Source organism: Terribacillus aidingensis (genome assembly GCF_040703035.1).
GTDB lineage: Bacteria > Bacillota > Bacilli > Bacillales > Amphibacillaceae > Terribacillus.
Map to the genome: position 1 here is coordinate 1,388,057 of NZ_CP159996.1, position 20,061 is coordinate 1,408,117.

22 protein-coding genes and 1 pseudogene are annotated in these 20,061 nt (G+C 38.5%); 18 read left to right on the forward strand and 5 right to left on the reverse strand.

What is annotated here, in order from left to right; translation table 11 throughout:
* Nucleotides 1-3 precede the first annotated feature (3 nt).
* Nucleotides 4-633, forward strand: a complete 630-nt coding sequence (locus ABXS78_RS07435) for a nitrite reductase (RefSeq protein ID WP_366249552.1) — start codon at nt 4-6, stop codon at nt 631-633.
* A 108-nt stretch (nt 634-741) separates the two neighbouring features.
* Here the strand turns inward: ABXS78_RS07435 and ABXS78_RS07440 are convergent, their stop codons facing one another.
* The gene (locus tag ABXS78_RS07440) at nt 742-1,047 is read right to left on the reverse strand and encodes a four-helix bundle copper-binding protein (protein WP_366249553.1); all 306 of its coding nucleotides are present in this window, start codon (nt 1,045-1,047) and stop codon (nt 742-744) included.
* Nucleotides 1,048-1,531: 484 nt separating this feature from the next.
* On the opposite strand from ABXS78_RS07440, the gene ABXS78_RS07445 reads away from it, so the two are divergent.
* The 4 genes from ABXS78_RS07445 to ABXS78_RS07460 all read left to right on the forward strand — a co-directional run bounded on the left by ABXS78_RS07445 (nt 1,532) and on the right by ABXS78_RS07460 (nt 4,889).
* Nucleotides 1,532-2,215 (forward strand): hypothetical protein, encoded by a 684-nt coding sequence (locus ABXS78_RS07445; protein WP_366249554.1) that lies wholly within the window; start codon nt 1,532-1,534, stop codon nt 2,213-2,215.
* An 11-nt stretch (nt 2,216-2,226) separates the two neighbouring features.
* The gene (locus tag ABXS78_RS07450) at nt 2,227-2,517 is read left to right on the forward strand and encodes a glutaredoxin family protein (protein ID WP_366249555.1); all 291 of its coding nucleotides are present in this window, start codon (nt 2,227-2,229) and stop codon (nt 2,515-2,517) included.
* Nucleotides 2,518-2,634: 117 nt separating this feature from the next.
* Nucleotides 2,635-3,153: a YdhK family protein gene (locus tag ABXS78_RS07455; RefSeq protein ID WP_366249556.1), complete on the forward strand. Its 519-nt coding sequence runs from the start codon at nt 2,635-2,637 to the stop codon at nt 3,151-3,153.
* 317 nt (nt 3,154-3,470) lie between these two features.
* Nucleotides 3,471-4,889 carry an MFS transporter gene (locus tag ABXS78_RS07460; RefSeq protein WP_366249557.1) on the forward strand — a complete coding sequence of 473 codons (1,419 nt, stop codon included), beginning with the start codon at nt 3,471-3,473 and terminating at the stop codon, nt 4,887-4,889.
* A gap of 88 nt (nt 4,890-4,977) precedes the next feature.
* Here ABXS78_RS07460 and ABXS78_RS07465 read toward each other — a convergent pair whose 3' ends face one another.
* A complete protein-coding gene (locus ABXS78_RS07465) occupies nt 4,978-5,655 on the reverse strand; it encodes a GntR family transcriptional regulator (RefSeq protein ID WP_366249558.1) in 678 nt (225 codons plus the stop codon).
* Nucleotides 5,656-5,833: 178 nt separating this feature from the next.
* Between ABXS78_RS07465 and ABXS78_RS07470 the strand changes: the two genes are divergently transcribed.
* Nucleotides 5,834-6,268, forward strand: a complete 435-nt coding sequence (locus ABXS78_RS07470) for an OsmC family protein (RefSeq protein WP_366249559.1) — start codon at nt 5,834-5,836, stop codon at nt 6,266-6,268.
* 102 nt (nt 6,269-6,370) lie between these two features.
* Here the strand turns inward: ABXS78_RS07470 and ABXS78_RS07475 are convergent, their stop codons facing one another.
* A complete protein-coding gene (locus ABXS78_RS07475; RefSeq protein WP_366249897.1) occupies nt 6,371-6,631 on the reverse strand; it encodes a metal-sensitive transcriptional regulator in 261 nt (86 codons plus the stop codon).
* Nucleotides 6,632-6,953: 322 nt separating this feature from the next.
* Here ABXS78_RS07475 and ABXS78_RS07480 point away from each other — a divergent pair, with 322 nt between their 5' ends.
* The 11 genes from ABXS78_RS07480 to ABXS78_RS07530 all read left to right on the forward strand — a co-directional run bounded on the left by ABXS78_RS07480 (nt 6,954) and on the right by ABXS78_RS07530 (nt 17,089).
* Complete coding sequence (locus tag ABXS78_RS07480; protein ID WP_366249560.1) at nt 6,954-8,654, forward strand: FAD-dependent oxidoreductase; 1,701 nt, start codon at nt 6,954-6,956, stop codon at nt 8,652-8,654.
* A 391-nt stretch (nt 8,655-9,045) separates the two neighbouring features.
* On the forward strand, nt 9,046-9,210 hold the full coding sequence (locus ABXS78_RS07485) for a rhodanese-like domain-containing protein (protein ID WP_366249561.1): 165 nt from the start codon (nt 9,046-9,048) through the stop codon (nt 9,208-9,210).
* A gap of 51 nt (nt 9,211-9,261) precedes the next feature.
* Entirely contained in the window at nt 9,262-9,615 is a 354-nt protein-coding gene (locus ABXS78_RS07490) for a rhodanese-like domain-containing protein (RefSeq protein WP_366249562.1), read from the forward strand.
* Between the two features lie 32 nt (nt 9,616-9,647).
* The gene (locus ABXS78_RS07495; RefSeq protein WP_366249563.1) at nt 9,648-10,256 is read left to right on the forward strand and encodes a methyltransferase domain-containing protein; all 609 of its coding nucleotides are present in this window, start codon (nt 9,648-9,650) and stop codon (nt 10,254-10,256) included.
* 10 nt (nt 10,257-10,266) lie between these two features.
* Nucleotides 10,267-10,521 carry a glutaredoxin family protein gene (locus ABXS78_RS07500; protein ID WP_366249564.1) on the forward strand — a complete coding sequence of 85 codons (255 nt, stop codon included), beginning with the start codon at nt 10,267-10,269 and terminating at the stop codon, nt 10,519-10,521.
* Nucleotides 10,522-10,815: 294 nt separating this feature from the next.
* Nucleotides 10,816-11,577: an MBL fold metallo-hydrolase gene (locus ABXS78_RS07505; protein WP_366249565.1), complete on the forward strand. Its 762-nt coding sequence runs from the start codon at nt 10,816-10,818 to the stop codon at nt 11,575-11,577.
* Nucleotides 11,578-11,606: 29 nt separating this feature from the next.
* Nucleotides 11,607-12,011: an ester cyclase gene (locus tag ABXS78_RS07510; protein WP_366249566.1), complete on the forward strand. Its 405-nt coding sequence runs from the start codon at nt 11,607-11,609 to the stop codon at nt 12,009-12,011.
* A 140-nt stretch (nt 12,012-12,151) separates the two neighbouring features.
* On the forward strand, nt 12,152-12,565 hold the full coding sequence (locus ABXS78_RS07515; protein ID WP_366249567.1) for an Lrp/AsnC family transcriptional regulator: 414 nt from the start codon (nt 12,152-12,154) through the stop codon (nt 12,563-12,565).
* 261 nt (nt 12,566-12,826) lie between these two features.
* A complete protein-coding gene (gene licT / locus ABXS78_RS07520; protein ID WP_366249568.1) occupies nt 12,827-13,657 on the forward strand; it encodes a BglG family transcription antiterminator LicT in 831 nt (276 codons plus the stop codon).
* A gap of 93 nt (nt 13,658-13,750) precedes the next feature.
* Nucleotides 13,751-15,640 carry a beta-glucoside-specific PTS transporter subunit IIABC gene (locus ABXS78_RS07525; protein WP_366249569.1) on the forward strand — a complete coding sequence of 630 codons (1,890 nt, stop codon included), beginning with the start codon at nt 13,751-13,753 and terminating at the stop codon, nt 15,638-15,640.
* 18 nt (nt 15,641-15,658) lie between these two features.
* Nucleotides 15,659-17,089 carry a 6-phospho-beta-glucosidase gene (locus ABXS78_RS07530; RefSeq protein WP_366249570.1) on the forward strand — a complete coding sequence of 477 codons (1,431 nt, stop codon included), beginning with the start codon at nt 15,659-15,661 and terminating at the stop codon, nt 17,087-17,089.
* A gap of 237 nt (nt 17,090-17,326) precedes the next feature.
* Here ABXS78_RS07530 and ABXS78_RS07535 read toward each other — a convergent pair.
* Nucleotides 17,327-17,453: pseudogene (locus tag ABXS78_RS07535) on the reverse strand (DbpA RNA binding domain-containing protein); the annotation flags it as partial.
* A gap of 338 nt (nt 17,454-17,791) precedes the next feature.
* Here ABXS78_RS07535 and ABXS78_RS07540 point away from each other — a divergent pair.
* Nucleotides 17,792-18,289, forward strand: coding sequence for a GNAT family N-acetyltransferase (locus tag ABXS78_RS07540; RefSeq protein ID WP_366249571.1), 498 nt, complete (start codon nt 17,792-17,794; stop codon nt 18,287-18,289).
* Between the two features lie 27 nt (nt 18,290-18,316).
* On the opposite strand, the gene ABXS78_RS07545 is transcribed toward ABXS78_RS07540, so the two are convergent.
* The gene (locus tag ABXS78_RS07545) at nt 18,317-20,023 is read right to left on the reverse strand and encodes an NFACT RNA binding domain-containing protein (RefSeq protein WP_366249572.1); all 1,707 of its coding nucleotides are present in this window, start codon (nt 20,021-20,023) and stop codon (nt 18,317-18,319) included.
* Between the last annotated feature and the right edge of the window lie 38 nt (nt 20,024-20,061).

Genomic DNA, 20,061 nt, shown 5'->3' on the forward strand with positions numbered 1-20,061 from the left:
GATATGGAACAAGCAGATAAGAAGATAAAATTGGCCGTTAATGGTGGCATATCGTTTGGTGCAAAATTAAATGCCAAGCAATTGAATGTGATTGCTGCGTATATGGATGCTGGAGATGAACTGGAGTTGACGACCTTTCAGCAACTTTATATTAATGTGCCTGAAAACGAAATGGACTTGGTTAAAGAGAAATTTAGAGAAGCAGGATTATCTTGTTATCCGGTAGGCAATTTTGTGAAGAGTCTTAGAACTTGTAATTTCTGTAAAGGTGCAGAAAAAGAGGGAATGCCGGTTGCCATTGAGCTAAATGAAAGAATAGCGGGTAAATCTGTTCCTTTTACCTTAAGGCCGGCATATACAGGTTGCCCTATTGGCTGCGGGGAACCCTTAGTCAATGATATTGGCGTTATGAAATTAAAAAACGGATATGACTTATACATTGGGGGAAAAGCAAAAGGTAAGGATGCCAAAACAGGCGTGTTATTCCTGAAGCAGCTGGACCCCGAAAATCTTTACCAAGTGGTTGAAAGATTGATAGATATCTATTCTGAGCATGGCAAGAAGAGAGAGCCGTTTTTCAAATTTATTAACCGCTACGGAATAGATAATCTTAAAGAACAGTTAGCAGTATAGATGGAATATAATGCCGTCTTGTCGGTATAAACAGGAATTGGAATTCAAAAATCCGAACCCATGCAAATGCCTATAAAAGCCTTTGCATATTGGCTCGGATTTTTTGGCTTAGTTAGTTACCATCTGATAACAAGATTCTGCACATTTGAAGCATGCCTCTGCGCATTTCTGACAATGTTCTGCTTCATGTTTTTTGCATTCATTACCGCAAGCCTCGCATATCTCAGCGCATAATTGGCAAATATGGGAGATGAACGGACTGTTCGTTTGCATTGCTTTGACAGCTAAAGCACAAATGTCGGTACATTCCCTATCCATTCTGATACAGGTTACCATCATCTTTAAATTTTCTTCTTCCAAACAGGCATTATAACAACTATTACAAGCAGCTATACACTCTAAGCAGGCATCCACACACTCTTCTTAACTAACAGACATTTTTCTGCCTCCTCTTTTATTTCGATCAGTATCTGAGGGGTTAGGTAAAAACTATAATTTCTTTTAAGGTACTCTAAAAACGAAAAGCACCTGAATCAGAAGCACTGATTTAAGGGCTTTTAACGAAGTAATTAATGATGATTGTTTTGATGCTCGAGTTACCAATTCTAATTTTTTTAGAAACTTATAATACCCTGTACTTTGATTGGGGAATGATATTAGTTTAGTTAGAAATTAAGACAATTACAGATCTTGTCCTTAACTGTTCAACTTCAGTTTGAGGCATATAAATTAGGAAATATAAAAGAGAAGTTGAAATACTTGAATACCATACCGTGGTATAGTAAATTGTAAAGTGGTCAAGAAAATTTGATAAATTTAAGCAAGATCTTCTTTCTAGAATGAATTAGTTCTGTGTTTGCACAAAATAAAACGGAAGAAAATGAAGGAGGAAACGGATATGAAACACCATCATCATAACCACATGCAAGGAGATCCGGCAGCATCAGAAGTAACTGCTACGGTTTCTTATTCTGAAGGGACGATTACAATTAAACTGGAAGATGATGAAGGACATGCACCGGAGTTGGCTATCGCTCATGAAAAAGACATGCATATCATCATTGTTTCAGAAGATCTGAAAGAGTATCATCATGTGCACTCCGAAGCAAAGGGCAAGGGAGTATATGTAGTAAGACAAGAATTGAAAAGTGACCAGTACATCGTATTTCTGGACATAAAACCAATAGAAAAATCTTATTTTGTGAGTCCCATTCCATTAAGAATAGAAAAAACTGAAACAAAAGAAGCATCAATAGATGCAGATGCTGATAATAAAACGAAAATTGTAAACCGTAAGAAAGTAACCTTAGAGCCTGTTAACGCTAAGGTAGGAGAAGAATCATCGCTTGTGTTTAATTTACATGGCGAAAATCCTAAAACCTATCTTGGCGCGCTTGGTCATGTTGTCGCAGTAGACGAGCATGCTAAACATTATGTTCATATTCATCCGAACAATGATAACGAGACAATATTTGATGCGCACTTTTCGGAAGCCGGAACATATAAGCTATGGGCAGAGTTCAATTTTGAGGATGCAGGTGTACTTGTCTTTCCATACGTTATCGAGGTGAAACCCTCTTAAGGGGAATTGATATGTATAACTTAACTCTATATACACATCCTTGGTGCTCAGACTGTCAAGAAAGTAAGAAAATCCTAAACAAATCAGGAATTCCTTATACAGAACACAACTTAAATGAAGACCCAGGAAAAGAAGCAAAGTTAAAAAAACTAACTGGATCCAGAGTGGTTCCTGGATGGGTATTTCGGAAAAATACACTCCTTGGCAAAATTCAGAAACCAAAAGTCTACACTGGATATGAGCGAAACCGAACAGAGATTAATACATTGTTGAGCGAAATGAAATCAACTCAAAGAAATTAGTAGACTAATACTGCATAGATAGTGACAAATGCTAGTATTGCTTTGAGTTATTGGGAATTGTTGGATTATAAAGCGTTTTAAGGAGGACAAGACATTTATGCTACAAAAAAAATAAAAATGGTCGGCATTTTACTTTTAACTGTATCGATACTAGCGGCTTGCGACAGTGGGAAAGATAGAGAAATGGATACCATGGATCATTCATCTCCCTCTGAGGAAAGTAAGGAAGGCATGCATCATTCCAGTTCCGGTGAATTACCTGAAGGATTGCAGGAAGCGGAAAATCCAACTTATAAAGCTGGAAGCAAAGCAATCATAACCGCTGATCACATGGGAGGCATGGATGGTGCAGAAGCAACTATTGCAGGGGCATACAAAACAACAGCTTATGCGATATCTTTTACCAGAACGGATACAGGTGAAGAAATAAAGGGGCATAAATGGATTATCCACGAAGAGATTGAAGATGCAGGCGACGTACCATATGAAGCTGGAGATGAAGTTACCGTTAGTACCGACCATATGGAAGGAATGGACGGCGCTGATGCAGTAATTGATTCCGCAGTGAATACAATAGTCTATATGGTTTATTACACATCTACAACAGACGGACAAGAGGTTAAAAACCATAAATAGGTGACAGAAAGTGAACTATCAGCTAAGTAATTAAAAAGCTGAATTGATTTATAACTCAATGGATATTAAAGCTAATTGCTGACAATTAAAAAGCGATTAGCTTTTCTGTTTAATTTAAAATACATTACCGGGGTATGTATTTTATAAAACCTTCAATTATATTTTAAAATACTCATTTTTAATATGGTCTTATTATAGATAAATCTTCTGTTGTATTTACTACCCTAGTGGGGTATGGTATATTGGTAAATGGATGACACATGAGACTTGCTGTCATATGATGCAAGTTTAAATAAAAGCCAGGAAGGTGATGAATTATGTCAACATCTACAACACAATTGCCACAGCTTAATCCTAACCGTTGGAAAGCTTTAATGTTATTGGGCTTTGCGAACTTTTTGGTGATGATGGATTCGGCAATCATACAGGTAGCCTTACCCGCTATTAAAAACTCGCTAGGCTATTCCGAAGCAAATTTGCAATGGGTTATGAATGCATTTCTATTATTATTCGGAGGTTTACTGCTTTTAGGAGGAAGGTTATCCGATTTATTTGGCCGTAGATTGATTTTCATGCTAGGAGTACTGATCCTGACCATTGCATCCTTAATTGCTGGTCTTGCTTGGAATCAAGAAAGTCTTAATATCGCAAGAGGCATTCAAGGGGCCGGTTCCGCATTGATTGCTCCGGCAGCATTGTCTATCATCATGCTTTTATTTAAGGGAAATAAAGAGGAAATGGGTAAAGCCCTCGCGGTATGGGGTTTGTCTGGAGCGGCTGGGGGGTCAATCGGGATTGTCTTAGGCGGCATGATTACACAATTATTCGGCTGGCGCTGGACACTGCTGATCTACGTTCCTTTAGGTCTTCTTGTCTTGTTCCTGTCATTTCGTATCTTGGATAAAGGAAATCGAAAGAAAGGTAAAATCGATTATGCTGGTGCTATCACCGTAACAGCAGCGCTCATGCTGTTAGTGTTCGGGATTGTTAACGCGCAGGAAACTGGCTGGCAAAACCTCTCCACAATATTGATCTTATCTATAGCGGGGGTTCTGCTAATCACTTTTATCAGTATCCAAGCTAAGCGAAAACAGCCATTGATGCCACTAGGGATATTTAAAACACGAAATTTGTCAGCAGGTAATATTTCATTGATTCTACTAGCGGTATCTTGGTTCCCTTTGGTTTACTTTCTGATTTTGTACCTTCAGCAGGTTCTCAAGTTCGAACCTTTTGCTGCAGCCATGGGAATGCTGCCTGCACCAATATTAATGGCTATTTTTATGATAGCAGTTGCAGAAAGAATCATGAATAAATTAGGTATGAAATTAACGATGGCTATAGGTTTCATTTTATTAGGGATCTCGTCACTGCTATTATCAGGAAATTCTGTGGGAGGAGATTATTGGGGGGATGTGTTCGTTCCAATACTGTTAGCTGCTCTCGGAAATGCACTTGCTTATCTTCCGGCGACTACAGCATCTGTAGCTGAGGCGAGTGACGAGCAGTCAGGATTAGCATCAGGTCTTTATAACACTTCATACCAAATTGGGTCGGCTGTTGGATTAGCGGTTATGGTATCTATTGCAGCATCCGTCACAGCTACTAGTTCTGGAAGCGAAGAAATGGTTCTTAATCATGGTTACCAAGAAGCATTCTTCTGGGGTGCAATGATCGCATTCCTGGGCGCTATTCTCGCACTTGTACTTGTACGTTCCTTAAAAGACAAAAGCTAAAAAAACACCTCATAGTACGGCTGGATATCTTTGCCACGGGTACTATGAGGTGTTTTTATGCATCTATTTTCATTTCCGCAGATCTAAGTCAGTGTCTTAACATTTTGAGCAAGAGTGAAACATCTTTAGTAGAACCAACAGAAATGATTGTTTTTTGATCATCCTGGGAAAAGTCCTTCACTTTATCGTATAAATCAGCTCTTGTAACTACTATATCCGCGCGGTTGATCTCTTCATTGAGTTCTTCAACAGAAGTAGAGTTTACATCAATTGAGATAATTTCAGCGTCTGTCATTTTTTTGATCTCATCCAAATAAAATACACATGCGCTTACCTTACATTCAACGAAAAGATATCGTGATCTTTTCTCCATAGGTTGTCCGAAAAGCTTTATATATGCATATGCGGATAATAGTACTTGTTCAACATCATAACCTAGATCAGCAGCGTCCTTCATGGATTGCTCTGCAAATGGAAGATGAGGATTGCTCGTTTTGAATTTTTCTATAGCTTTCTCATCAGCTACATGTGTTCCGCGGCCTTTCTGAATCAGTAGAAGCCCTTCGTCTTTCAAATGGGTGTACACTGCTTGAATTGTATTTCTGTTGATGGATAACTGGTTTGCAAGCTGATTAGTTGATGGGAGAGAATCACCTGGTTTTAATAATCCTTTTCCAATCAACCACTTGATTTGTTCTCTAATTTGTATATTGATCGGATAAGGTGAGTCGTGATCTATATTGAAGATGGAGCTATTGGTTTCCATATAATACACCTGACTTTCTAAGTTGACTAGTGAATTAGTTATATAATAGTGGACAGTGTGATTAAAATCAAGGTTACAGCTTTAACAAGCACGAAAATTTGACTTTTAAAGTATTAGAGGATATTATACAATTAATTAACTAGTTAAATAGTTAACTAAACAAACAGAGGTGGAGAAAATGAGTATTAATTTAACGACAAAATGGATTGGAAATACAAAACAACAAGGCATAATTGAAGGACATAATCTTGATACAATTATAGCTATTCCAAAGGAATTAGGGGGGGATGGAAAGGGAGCAGAACCAAAAGGTATGCTCGTTTCTTCTGCTGCTGCTTGTTATTCCATGACTCTTATTGCAATGCTTGAAGGAAGAAAATTGGAAGTTGAGAGATTGGAAATGGATTCCAAAGCAGAAAATTTTGATGCTAATGGCTTCAAACTTGTCCATTACCCGCATGTTATTTTGTCTCAAGATGCAACAGAAGAACAAATTGAATCTGTTAAAAGAACATTTCTAGCCGCAGACAAAGCATGCGCTGTAGGAAATATGCTGAAAAAAGCCGATGCAGAAATTACAATCGAGGGCAAAATCACAGTAGCTTCCAATTGATTGTCAGTAGTTAACAGTATGTAAATAGAAGGATATCCGGATAATATTTCTTGATTTTTCTAAGTATTATCCGGATAACCAATACGCGGAAAAAAATTGGCTTTATCTGCTTTTAATTAATAAATTCACTGCTTCTTTCACCATTTCTCCGGCTTCCTGGCCAGTTTCGTTGGCTTCGCGTACACACTCGACCAAATTGGAGCTTACTATCACTCCGATAGTACGATCAATAGCTGTTCGGGTAGCGCTGAGTTGTGTTTCGACATCCTTACAATCTTTATTTTCTTCCATCATTTTCAATATGCCGCGTAATTGGCCTTCGATACGTTTTAATCTATTTTTTGTTTGTTTGTCGTATTTCATCATATGTCCTCCTACCCATGCGATCTTATAACACATTACTATATACCTAACAGGGTATGCAAATAACAATGCATGAAAAGTACGAAGTTTCATTTACTCCATAAAATACTCGGAAAATAAACAAGACTGTGTAGATTGCCAATTATACCTATAGGGGTATAATGTGATAGAAATTATTCAAAAGAAGTTTAAGTCTTTTTTTAGATAATTCGATACCCACCGGGGTAATTTTAGGCTCTGTAGTTAGTTGTAAATAATCCAACGTACTATTGAGAGATTTAGTTTAACCGTTCGTATCTTATAAGAAAAAGGAGAGTTTTACATGTCAAAGAAAATATTGATTGTGGGAGGAGTGGCAGGAGGGGCTTCGGCTGCCACTAGACTTCGAAGGTTAGATGAAAATGCAGAGATAATAATATTCGAAAAAGGTCCGCATGTATCTTTTTCTAACTGCTCTTTACCTTATCATTTGAGCGGAATAATAGAAAATGAAGAATCCTTAGTGATGGTGAATCCAGAAACATTTAAAGAACGGTACAATATTGAGGCTAGGATCAACCAGGAAGTAATGAAAATCAACCGTGACAGGAAAACAATCACGGTAATGGATGCAATAACTGGAACTGCTTATGAAGAAGCGTACGATAAACTTCTTCTTTCACCAGGGGCTTCACCTATACGTCCAAGCAGTATTGAAGGTATTAATAATGAGAATGTATTCACTGTTCGGAATGTAGACGATATCTCACAACTAAATGCGTATGTCAAACAGCAGGGCATCCAGGATGTAGCAGTGGTTGGCGGAGGCTTTGTCGGTGTGGAGGTAGCAGAGAACTTAAGGCTGGCAGGTTTCAAAGTCTCACTGATTGAATATGCTGAGCAGGTCATGACAACTTTTGACTACGATATGGCTCAAATCCTGCACAAGGAATTGACTGACCAAGGTGTTAGTGTAGTCGTCAATGACGGCCTGGCGTACATTGGTGATCATTTTATCAAGACGCATTCAGGTAAAGTACTCGATGCACAAGCGGTTGTGCTGGCTATTGGAGTGAGACCAGAAACTGGTTTGGCTGAGGATGCCGGGCTTGAAATTGGCGTAACTGGCGCGATAAAAGTAGATCATAATTATTTGACTAGTGATAAGGATATCTATGCAGTCGGTGATGCCATTGAAGTGCATCACCGTATATTGAACAAGCCTACACGCCTAGCTTTAGCAGGGCCAGCTCAAAAACAGGCAAGAGCTGCAGCTGATCATATCTATAACATATCAAAGAACAGGAATTTGGGTGTGATTGGCTCATCATCCGTTCATTTATTCGATTTGAATGCTGCCACAACCGGGTTGAACGCCAGGATGGCAGATAGTGCCGGGTTCACATACGATTCTGTATATATCATGCCGGCTGATAAAGTAGGGTTGATGCCAAATAGTAATGTACTGCATTTTAAATTAGTATACGAAACACCAACTGGGAGGATTTTAGGTGCACAAGCTATAGGAAAAGGCAATGTGGACAAAAGAATCGATATAGTCGCGACGATGATAACAATGAATGGGACATTAGAAGATTTAAAAGATGTTGAATTAACATACTCCCCAATGTTAGGAACAGCTAAGGACGTAGTGAATCTAGCAGCTTTGGTTGCATTGAACCAGTTGAATGGCATGTATAAAGAGGTAAAAGTTACAGAAGTTCGAGATCTAGTCGAACAAAATGCTTGTATTATCGATGCCCGAGAGCAGAACGAATTCCATGCTGGCCATCTAAAGAATGCTAAAAACATTCCATTGAGTGAATTTAGAAATAGACTAGATGAGATTCCCAAAGATGAACCGGTATACGTACATTGCCGCTCCGGCCAGCGTAGTTACAACATGGTGATGGTTCTGCAGAACCTAGGATATACAAATGTGTGGAATATAGCTGGATCTTATTTAGGTATAAGTTTGTACGAATACTTCAATGACGCAGTAAGCGGCAGGGAGAAAATTGTCACGGAGTATAACTTTTCATAATTCAAATCAAATTAAAGGTTGTAGAAAATGAATATCTATTTCTTTCTCATTGCTGCCTTGATACTTGTGTTACCTATATATAAAAGGTATTTCCCTATTATTGGAGTACCTTGCAGAAAAAACGGACCAGAAATGACTAATACGCTTGTTCTCGATATAAGGGAATATAAGGAACATCCTACCCGAAGTGATTTGCATATTCCCTATGCTTACTTAAAGCGATATAAAGAAGAAATTCCAAATGGACTCTTACATTTAGTGGTACAGGATCGGTTGGAGCTAAACCTAGGTGTAAGATATTTAGCAAGTAAAGGGTATAGGATTGCCAGTTATCAAGTAAATAACTGTCCATGCAAAAGAAAAGGACGATAAAAAAAGGGAGGCTTTTGCTATGAAAAAAATCACAGCAGCAAACTTAGAAAAAATACTAGCTTCAGGAGAAAAAATTAATATCGTCGATGTAAGGGAAGATACAGAGGTTGCAGAGGGTAAAATACCAGATGCAAAGCATATCGCATTAGGACAATTACCGGATCGTCTAAACGAATTGGAGTGAATTCTCCCTTTTCTTCTATGTAAAAAAAGATGAAGGAATGGAGTTGAGCTTATGATTACATGGATTTTAATCATTTTGATTGTTGCATTTTTTGTGAGCCGAATAATACCAGTGAAGGGTATTACGAATATCACTGTGCAGGAGGCTAAAAATAAGGGGAAGGATAAGCGCGTACAATTCATCGATGTGCGTACATCGGGTGAATATAACGGATATAACAGCAAGCCTTTTATGAATATACCGCTGTCCAATTTGCCTGCTAAAATAGACACGTTAGATAAAAACAAAGAAGTCGTCGTTATCTGTCAAAGCGGCATGCGAAGTACAAGAGCAGCCAAAATACTGAAAAAACATGGTTTTAACAAGATTTATAATGTAAAAGGCGGTATGAGTGCCTGGAAATAGGATGATGTTTTTAAAAGAGGGAGCGAATGACGATGAATATGTGGAACACGCGCTTTCAAAATGAACAGTATGTGTATGGGACGGAACCTAACGAGTTTTTAGCTGATATGCAGCGAAAGCTGAATCTATCAGGCACTGCTCTCGCCATCGCAGAAGGAGAAGGACGTAATGCAGCATTCTTAGCCGAACAAGGTATGCGAGTGACTGCCTGGGATTATGCCGAATCTGGTTTAGCTAAAACAGAAAAACTGGCTAACAGCAAAGGTGTCACCGTTCAGACAAAACTTGTCGATCTGATGGAAGCCGATTGGCAAGCAGAAAAGGAAAACTGGGACGAGGTAGTGTGCGTATTTGGACACTTCCCGACAAGATTAAGGTATAAAACGTTGCAGGGAGTAAAAGAAGCCATAAAACCAGGGGGATATTTCCTTACTGAAGTGTATTCGAACTATCAGATTCCATATAATAGCGGTGGTCCCAAAGAGGCAGACTATTTGTACAAGCCCGAAGAATTTTTAGATGTTTTTGCTGGCTGGCATATCAAGCACTTATACATGGGGGAAGTAATCCGACGCGAAGGCATCCAGCATACTGGCTTAGCACATGTGATTCAGTTTGCCGGACGAAAGCCAACTGAATGAGGATTTTTTCATGAAAACACAAATTACCATCTATACTTCCACTCTTTGTCCAGTTTGCCAAATGACCAAAGATTTCTTGTCTGGTATGAATATACCTTTTCAAGAGATAAATATTGATCTTAAGCCTATAGCGCTGATAAAACTTGTTAGTAAAACGTATAGAATATCCGTTCCACAAACAAACATTAATGGGGAATGGGTATTTGGATTTGACCCAGTCAGGATGTTGGAAAGTTTGCAACCTGCTAATGTGTTGGAAATATAACAGCAAAATCAAGATAAAAGAACAGATCTTTCGATAAAGCCAAGCGTCCTTTAGCATTTCCTTAGTGAAATAAGCTACGTTTGGTTTTCTCATATGTTGAGAAAGGAAGATATTGCTATATATACGAATAAGAGTCTTTAACCAGCCTTTTAATGTATTTTTATACCTTTTTCAGCTCTTCTGCATGTTACTTTAATAAATAAAGTCAACTAGAAAAATGACTTTATTTATTCTATGTATTACTTTATTTATCTTCGCTAAACTAGATATATACAAAACAAAGGAGAGATACTCATGAATATAAAACACATTCGTAATGCAACACTTGTAGTAGAATATGCAGGAAAAAGATTTTTAGTTGATCCTATGCTAGCTGAAAAAGGAACTTTCCCACCATTTCCAAATTCTCCACGGCAAGATCAAATGAATCCATTGATCAACTTGCCGATGTCAGTGGAAGAAGTCATTGAAGATATCGATGCTGTAATAGTTACACATTTGCATTATGATCACTGGGATGATGCTGCCAAAGAAGCTCTTCCAAAGGAAATCAAACTGTTTGTGCAAAATGAAGAAGACGCAGAACAAATTCGTAATGAAGGCTTCAAGAATGTGGAAGTTCTTACAGAAGAGACTGTTTATGAAGGTGTTCAGCTAATCAAAACAAAAGGTGAGCATGGTCGCGGCGAAATTTTGAAAATGGCTGGTTTTGTCTGCGGTGTAGTATTTAAGCATCAAGATGAAAAAACGCTGTATGTAGCAGGAGATACAGTCTGGTATGAAGGTGTTCAGGAAGAACTAGACAAGCACAAACCAGAGGTTATTGTTGTAAACTCCGGAGATAACCAATTCTCTCAAGGCGGTTCTCTAGTCATGAATAAAGAGGACGTATATGAAGTATATAAAGCTGCACCTGAAGCAAAAATCATCTGTGTTCACATGGAAGCTGTTAATCACTGGAACTTATCCCGCGAAGATCTAAACAGCTTTATTAACGAAAAAGATATTTCTTCCAACGTATTTGTACCAGTTGAGGGCGAATCCTACAGTTTCTAATATAAGGGTCTGTGAGAAGGAGAAGACTTATGTCTGTCGAAACAAATAAAGAGTTAGTTCGCAGTTTTTTTGATCTTATCGAACAAGAAAATTATGATGCATTAAAAGATTACTGCCACGAAGAATTTGTCTTTTACCCACAGTTAGACGCACCATTTCCTGGTGTGGAAGGGTTGATCGAATCAGAAAAGAAAAATTTCGATGCATTTCCTGGTTTTAGAATGCCTATTCTGTCCATGACAGCGGAGGAAGATAGAGTGGCAGTATATTTTCTGTTTGAAGGAAAACATACAGGAATTCCGTTTGCAGGTGTTCCTGCGACCGGAAAGAATGCTCGTTTCTCCCTAATGATTCTTTTGAAAGTAAAGAATGGCAAAATTGTAGAGCAAAGATCACATGTGGATGTACATGATATTATCCGTCAAATTAGTTGAAATAATTTTTTGTGAAAAGCCCTTTGATTTAAGGGCTTTTTCATTTTTTTAAATCTATAATCGAATTTTCCACGATACTCTGCGATAATATTGTTATCACCACGTGAGTAGTTTTCACTTCTTAGAAAGGAGTACTGTTCGTGTTAGACAATACAGATAAGAAGATATTAAATGAACTAACTAAAAATAGCAGGATCACCATGAAAGAACTTGGAGGTAAAATTCATTTAACAGGAGCTGCTACTGCCGCTAGGGTAGCCAAATTGGAAGACAATGGCGTAATAGAAAGTTACTCAATAAATGTAAATCAAAATAAACTGGACTGCTATATGCATGTTTTTATGAATATTTTTCTTAACGATATACACCATAAAGCTTTCATAGAGTGGTTAAAAGAGAAAGACCAATTTGTATTGAACTCTTTTAGGGTTAGTGGGGACGGCTGTTATCTACTTGAATGCAGGTTTCCATCAAATGAATATCTTAACGACTTTTTAGATGAATTAAACAGATATGCAAATTATAAATTATCTTCTGTAATTGATAAATTATAAATCTAAAAGATTATTCTACTTCAAGCTAAAACTTTTTTATAAAATTTTTCTCTTCTCCAGACCTGTGTAGGTAGCTGTCCTAAGATGAACATAACTTCTAGTTAAAAGATCATATTGTTTTTAGATTAGAATTGTGTTATTATTCGAATTAGGATTGTTACCTTATGGGCAAGACCATTTACTCATATGAGTTTACAAAACAAAAAAAATAATATATTTTTTATACGAGATGTAAGCGCTATCTCGATATGGGGTGTAAGCGTGAAAATTGAGCGAATCATCAACAACAATATTATTACAGCAAGTGATGTGCAAAATAATGAAGTTGTGCTGATGGGAAAAGGTATTGGCTTTAAAAAAGAAATTGGACAGGATGTACTTCCTGAGGAAATAGAAAAGCGTTATACATTGGACAGTTCTTTAGCTGGTGATAAATTCAAAGATCTTTTAAAGGACATTCCTCTTGTCGAGATGCAGGCAGTGAATGAAATTGTGTCCTATGCAAAATTGTCACTTGGAAAAAAACTAAGTAATAGTATTTATCTATCTCTTACTGATCATCTGCATTTTGCGATTGAACGCATGAATAATGGCTTTGAGTTTCAAAATGCACTGGCATGGGAAGTAAAACATTTTTATCATCATGAGTACTTAATTGGCAAAGAAGCGCTAGAGATCATTAAAAGAAAGATAGGTATCGAATTTCCACATGATGAGGCTATTACAATTGCACTCCATATTGTAAATGCGGAAACGGAAAACAGTATGTCCAATACTGTAGGGATGACGAAACTTATCAAACAGATTTTAAGTATCATTCAATATGCTTTTAATGTAGAGTATGATGAAAACAGTTTGGCATATGAACGCCTGCTGACACATCTGAAATTCTTTGTTCAGCGTATTCAAATGAATCGCTATCTATTGGAAGATAACGCTGACTTTTTTACGATGATAAAAGATAATTACAAAAAAGAATATGATTGCGCACAAAAAATCAGCGACTTCATTTATGATGAAGTTGGTCATCAGCTGACAACAGCGGAATTATCTTATTTGACTATTCATATCAATAGAATATTGCATGCTTAAAAAGGGATTGTTATCGCCAAAAGCGAGCTGGACCCAAACTTTTGTACTACAAAAAGTTTGGGTCTTTTTATTTGTAAAATGGGAGGGAATTAAATGGATAAGAAGAAGGTTGCTTCTGACATTGTCGATGCAATAGGGGGAGAACAGAATATAGTTGAGTTGAAACACTGTATGACACGCCTTCGATTTGTATTAAAAGATGAAAGTCTCATTAAGGAAAATGAAATAGAGAAAATTGATGGTGTGGCAGGTACGATGAAAAAAGGAGGCCAATACCAAGTTATCATTGGCTCCAATGTCATTTCTGTTTATGAAGAAATAGAGAAACAGACGAGTTCAAAAGGACCTCCTTCTGTCAGTAATGATGTACATCCAAAAGGTAATTGGACCATAAAAAGAATTCTCAATAGTTTGTTTGATTTTCTAGTCGGCTGTCTTACGCCAGCTATTCCTGTAGTCATCGGATTTGGTATGTTGAAACTGGTTAATATCCTTATTGGTTTAGCAGGTTTTAAAGATACATCGACATATAATTTGCTTGATATCATTGGAGATACTGGGTTCTACTTTATTCCGCTCGTCATTGCGTACACAGCATCAAAGAAATTGAATACGGATACTGTTCTTTCGTTAATCATAACTTCTGTATTGCTGCATCCTAGATTAGTCGAATTGATGCAAAGCGGAGAAACTATCAGTTTTCTAAAGGTCCCGGTTTATGCCTCTAATTATGCTTATTCTGTGATACCGGCACTATTGGCAACATGGGTGCTTTCCATTGTACTGCCACGTGTCGACAAAATCACACCCGGTTGGACGAAGACAATATTTAAGCCATTGCTTGCCTTGATGATTACTATACCACTGGTTTTAATTGTTTTTGCACCGCTGGGAGCAATGATCGGCTCGGTTGTATCCCAAATTTTTGATGCATCTAGAGGGAGTCTACCTTGGCTGACGATGATGGTTTTGACAGCATTATTACCGATCATCATCATGACAGGAATGCACCATGCTATAAATCCGATAGTTTTCACTAGTTTGGCAACTATTGGGTATGATAACTTGCTATTGCCTGCCATGCTAGTTACGAACTTTGCTCAAGCTTCCGCCAGTTTTGCAGTGGCACTTAAATCCAAAAATAAAAATCTTAAGTCCGTTGCATCGGCTGCTGCAATATCGGCATCCATTGCTGGAATAACGGAACCGGCGTTATTCGGTGTTACTTTACGATTAAAGCGACCGTTGATTGCTGTTATGATTGGATCGGGACTGGCAGGATTATTGGTAGGGATATTGGATGTTAAGGCATATGTCTTTGCGTCACCAGGGCTGATATCCATTATCCAATTCATATCCCCAAATGGTATGAGCAATTTCATCAATGCAGTGATTATTGTCGTCGTTTCTTCTGTACTTACATTTATCCTCACATATGTCATAGGTTTTAAGGACTTGGAGGATAACACCAATTCAACCAACAACAGCAGCGAGAACATTAAGCTGAGTAAAGCAGAGAAATACGAAGTGCAAAGTCCTATGTCGGGGGATATTGTTAGACTAGAGGATGTAAATGATTCTACTTTCTCCAAGAAACTACTAGGAGATGGAATTGCTATTCACCCTTCTGAAGGAAAGGTTTATGCACCATTCGATGGCACTGTACAAGTTATGTTCCAAACAGGACACGCTATCGGTTTGAAGTCGGATGCAGGAGATGAATTGCTGATTCACGTCGGGCTTGATACCGTTAAATTAGATGGTAAGGGATTTACACCTCATGTCGATAATAATGCTGTTATCCAAAAGGGTGATTTACTTTTGGAGTTTGATATGGACATGATAAGAGCAGCAGGTTTTGATTTAATTACGCCTTTGATATTTACTAATTTAAAAGACACTAAAATGAAATTGGAGATTCAAGCTGAAAATACTGTTCAAGCAAACACTAGATTATTACATTTAGTGTCTGAAAAAATATAACAAAAAGGAGAGAAGAATATGGCTTTTAGAGAGGATTTCTTATGGGGCGGAGCAACCGCAGCAAACCAATGTGAAGGTGGTTATAATGAGGGTGGAAGAGGACTTGCCAATGTTGATGTCCTGCCAACTGGACCGGATCGAGAGGCAGTGGTAAAAGGGCAAATGAAAATGTTCGACTTTGATGAAGAGCATTTTTATCCAGCTAAAACAGCTATTGATATGTACCATCGATACAAAGAAGATATTGCGTTGTTTGGAGAAATGGGCTTTAAAACGTATCGCATGTCCATCGCATGGACTAGGATATTTCCAAATGGCGATGAAGAAGAACCAAACGAAGATGGATTGAAATTTTATGAAGATATCTTTAAAGAGTGCCACAAGTATGGTATTGAGCCGCTGGTGACCATCACCCACTTCGACTGCCCTATGCATTTGATAAAAGAATATGGTTCTTGGCGAAACCGTAAGCTTATTGTATTTTATGAAAGATTCTGCCGTGTGATTTTCAATCGGTATAAAGGGATGGTTAATTATTGGTTGACATTCAACGAGATTAATATGGTCATGCATGCACCATTCATGGCTGCAGGACTGTATATTGGAGAAGATGCTAATCCTGAACAAACGAAATACCAGGCGGCACACCATTTGTTGGTTGCTAGTGCTATTGCAACAAAGATAGCTCACGAAACGGATCCGAAAAACAAAGTAGGATGTATGGTGGCTGCTGGAACTCATTATCCTTATAGCTGCAAACCTGAAGATGTCATGGCTGGAAAATTGAGGGATAGAGATGATTACTTCTTTATCGACGTACAATCAAGAGGGGCTTATCCAGCGTATGCAATCAAGCAGCTAGAATATGAGGGCATCATTCTGCATAAAGAAGAAGGAGACGATGAACTTCTAAAAAATCATACAGTCGACTTCATCTCATTCTCTTATTATATGTCACGTGTAGCTACAGTCGATCCAAAGGTAGCCGAAATGACGACTGGAAACATCTTTGATTCCGTAAAGAATCCCTATCTGGAATCGACAGAATGGGGATGGCAAATCGATCCACTTGGGCTCCGCATAGCGATGAATGACCTTTACGATAGATATCAAAAGCCGTTATTTGTCGTAGAGAATGGATTGGGAGCTGTAGATAACCCGGATGAGTCTGGCTACGTACAGGATGATTATAGAATAAAATATATGGCAGATCATATCAAACACATGAAGGATGCAGTAGAATTAGATGGTATTGATTTACTTGGATATACGAGTTGGGGATGCATAGATCTTGTATCTGCTGGATCTGGCGAAATGAAAAAAAGGTACGGATTCATATATGTGGATAGAGATAATGAAGGAAACGGGACACTTGCCCGAAGTAAAAAGAAATCATTTGATTGGTATAAAAAAGTAATTGCTTCAAATGGAGAGGACTTAACGAACTAGAGAATCATTGGAAGTAGATGTGAGAAATAATAGAGATTGCATAGAGAAAATCATTTTTCTTTGCAATCTCTATTTATTTGAACTTTCGGACAAATTTCCTGAGAATTAAATCGTCTATAACAAATTATGTATAATCTACTTACAAATCGATTGATTTACGTTTACTCTATAGCGGGTGATAATTCTTTAGTATCTTTACGTGCCGATCCACAAACCAGAATAAATAAATGGAGAGCTCTTTCCATTCAAAATATTAACATATGACATGTTATCCTGAATAGTTATAATACCGATATCTTCTGCAGTAACTCCAAGTATTTTTGCAAAGGTTTCCAAAGTTAACAGCACGAAATTTCTTCTATTTCATCTTGATTGAACCAGGCTTTTTTATAATTTTTTACAAAGTGTTTGCGGTTCAGTTTTTCTTAAAAAAGCATCTTTTCCAGCCGCTACTTCTTGTAAAGAAATGTTCGATAGTATCGACGGTTACTCCAGTTCACGCAATCTGTACATGAGTAAGATTCTTCAAATATCTATGGTATAGATTTTCAATGTCTTTAGTCAGAGTAGCATTGAAAGTATGTTAGGATATATAACATTTCATTCGTTTTCATAAGGCATATACGTTATCTTTAAAAGGGTAGAAGCTCAATTAGAGGAACACTCATAAATATAGTATATGTAGGGTATGGGGGAGTAAGCGTGGAAATTAAGGAAGTTACAGAAATAGAATCGTATAAAGAAGAGCTAGCAAGTTTATTTCAAACAGTAGTCGCTGATGGCGCATCGATGAATTATTTACATCCGATGAGCGATGAGACTGCAATGAGTTACTGGAATTCTGTACTCTCTGAACATGTTCGGCTTTTCATTGGGTTGATTGATGGTCAAATTGCTGGGACTGTTCAGCTGCACTACAGCGATAAGGAAAATGGCCGTCATCGTGCAGAAATAGCCAAACTGATGACCAGCACAAAAGCCAGAAGGAAAGGCGTCGCCAGAAAACTGCTTCAGCATGCTGAGCAAGCAGCGAAGCAAGACGGAAAAACTTTACTTTTACTTGATACCGAAAAAGATGGACCAGCCAATTGGCTTTATCAGTCCGAAGGTTATGTACTATTTGGAGAAGTGCCGGATTTCGCCCAGGATGCATTTGGTACATATCTTGCAGGTAACTTTTATTATAAGATAATAAAATAAGGAAGTGCGCTGAGATAGCGCACTTTCTTATTTATTCCCCAAACGTTTCACAAACTGCTCATCTGGCGTCACATACAATGTCTTCTGCTGATCATACGTCACAAAACCAGGCTTCGCACCGTTCGGTTTCTTTACATGACGAATCTTTGTATAATCGACGGGTACTGAAGATGAAAGTCTGGATTTACTGAACCAGGCTGCGAGTTTAGCTGCTTCTTCCAATGTTTCCTCTGATGGATCGGTCGAGCGGATGACGACGTGGGATCCAGGGATATCCTTCGTATGAAGCCATGTATCCTGCTTGTGGGCAAGCTTCATCGTCAAATACTCGTTCTGCTTATTATTATGTCCGACGAGGATCGTTGTGCCATCTGTCGCTGTGTACGTTTCCGGCTCAGGCAGATTCGGTTTTTTGTTCTTTTTCTGCTGAGCTTTTGCTTTTAGATAGCCTTGCTCCCGCAATTCCTCGCGAATTTCCTCGACATCCTGCTCACGTGCTCCTTCTACTTGCTGGATGAGCTGATCGAGATAGTCAATTTCTGCATTAGTTTTTTCGAGCTCCAATTCCACCATCGTGCGCGATTTCTTCAGTTTATTGTACTGCTTGAAATAGCTTTGGGCGTTTTCACTTGGTGTTTTATGCGGGTTAAGTGTGATGGTGAGCTGCTGTTGATCGGGATCATAATAATCTGTGACGACAGCTTCTGTATCACCTTGCTTGATTTGATGCATATGAGCAGTCAGCAGCTCTCCCTGTCGCTGGTAGCTGTCGGCTTTTTCTGCTTTTTTCAGTGTGTTTTCATGAATGGAAAGCTTTCGGATATTCTTTTCCCGCTCATTTTTCAGGAAGCGAATCAAGTCGCCGGCCTGCTGCTTGACGCGGTCGCGTTCCGCTTTTCCAGAGTAGAAGCTATCGATCAGTTCACTCATCGAATTATACTGTTCCCGCGTGCCTTCAATAGAAGCGATGTCCATGACATAAAAGTCTTCTTTCTTTCCTTTAAAGTAAGTAGGCTCATAGTCATCGCGCTCCAGCTTATCAATAAAATGTGTGAAAACCTCAGCGTATTTCTCTTTATCACCCATATATGCCTGCTCAGCTATTTCATTAGCCAAAACAGGAGATACACCTTGCAGCATATTCAGAATCTGTTTGTTCATCCGTCCGGTATTGAAGTCGAGCTTCCGGGCAAACTCGCCTGGTTCCAAAGTAAACGGGTTGAGCTTCTCCTGACTTGGAGGAAGCTTGTACGTTTGACCAGGAAGAATTGTCCGGTGGCGGTTAACACTGGATGAAATATGTTTGATGCTGTCGATGATCATATTCGTTTCATTATCGACCAGCATGATGTTGCTGTGTTTTCCCATCACTTCCATGATAATTCGTTTTGATGTCTGGTCACCAAGCTCATCTTTGCTGACGAAACTAAGCTCGATGATTCTTTCGTTTTCGAACTGCTCTACTTTTTCCAGGAACCCGCCTGCCAGATGCTTGCGCAAAAGCATACAGAACATCGGAGGATTCTGGGGATTTTGATAGGTATCGTTTGTGATATGCACACGTGCATAGCTTGGATGCGCCGACAATAATAGTGCGTGATTCTTCCCTTTGCTGCGGAAGGTGAGCACGATCTCCGTATCAGTCGGCTGGTATATTTTTGACAGACGGCCGGTTGCTAATGTGTCATGTAGCTCCTGGGCCATCGCTCTTGTTACTATTCCGTCAAATGCCATATGTTTCACCTCATTCTCTGCTAGTATAGCATTTTATC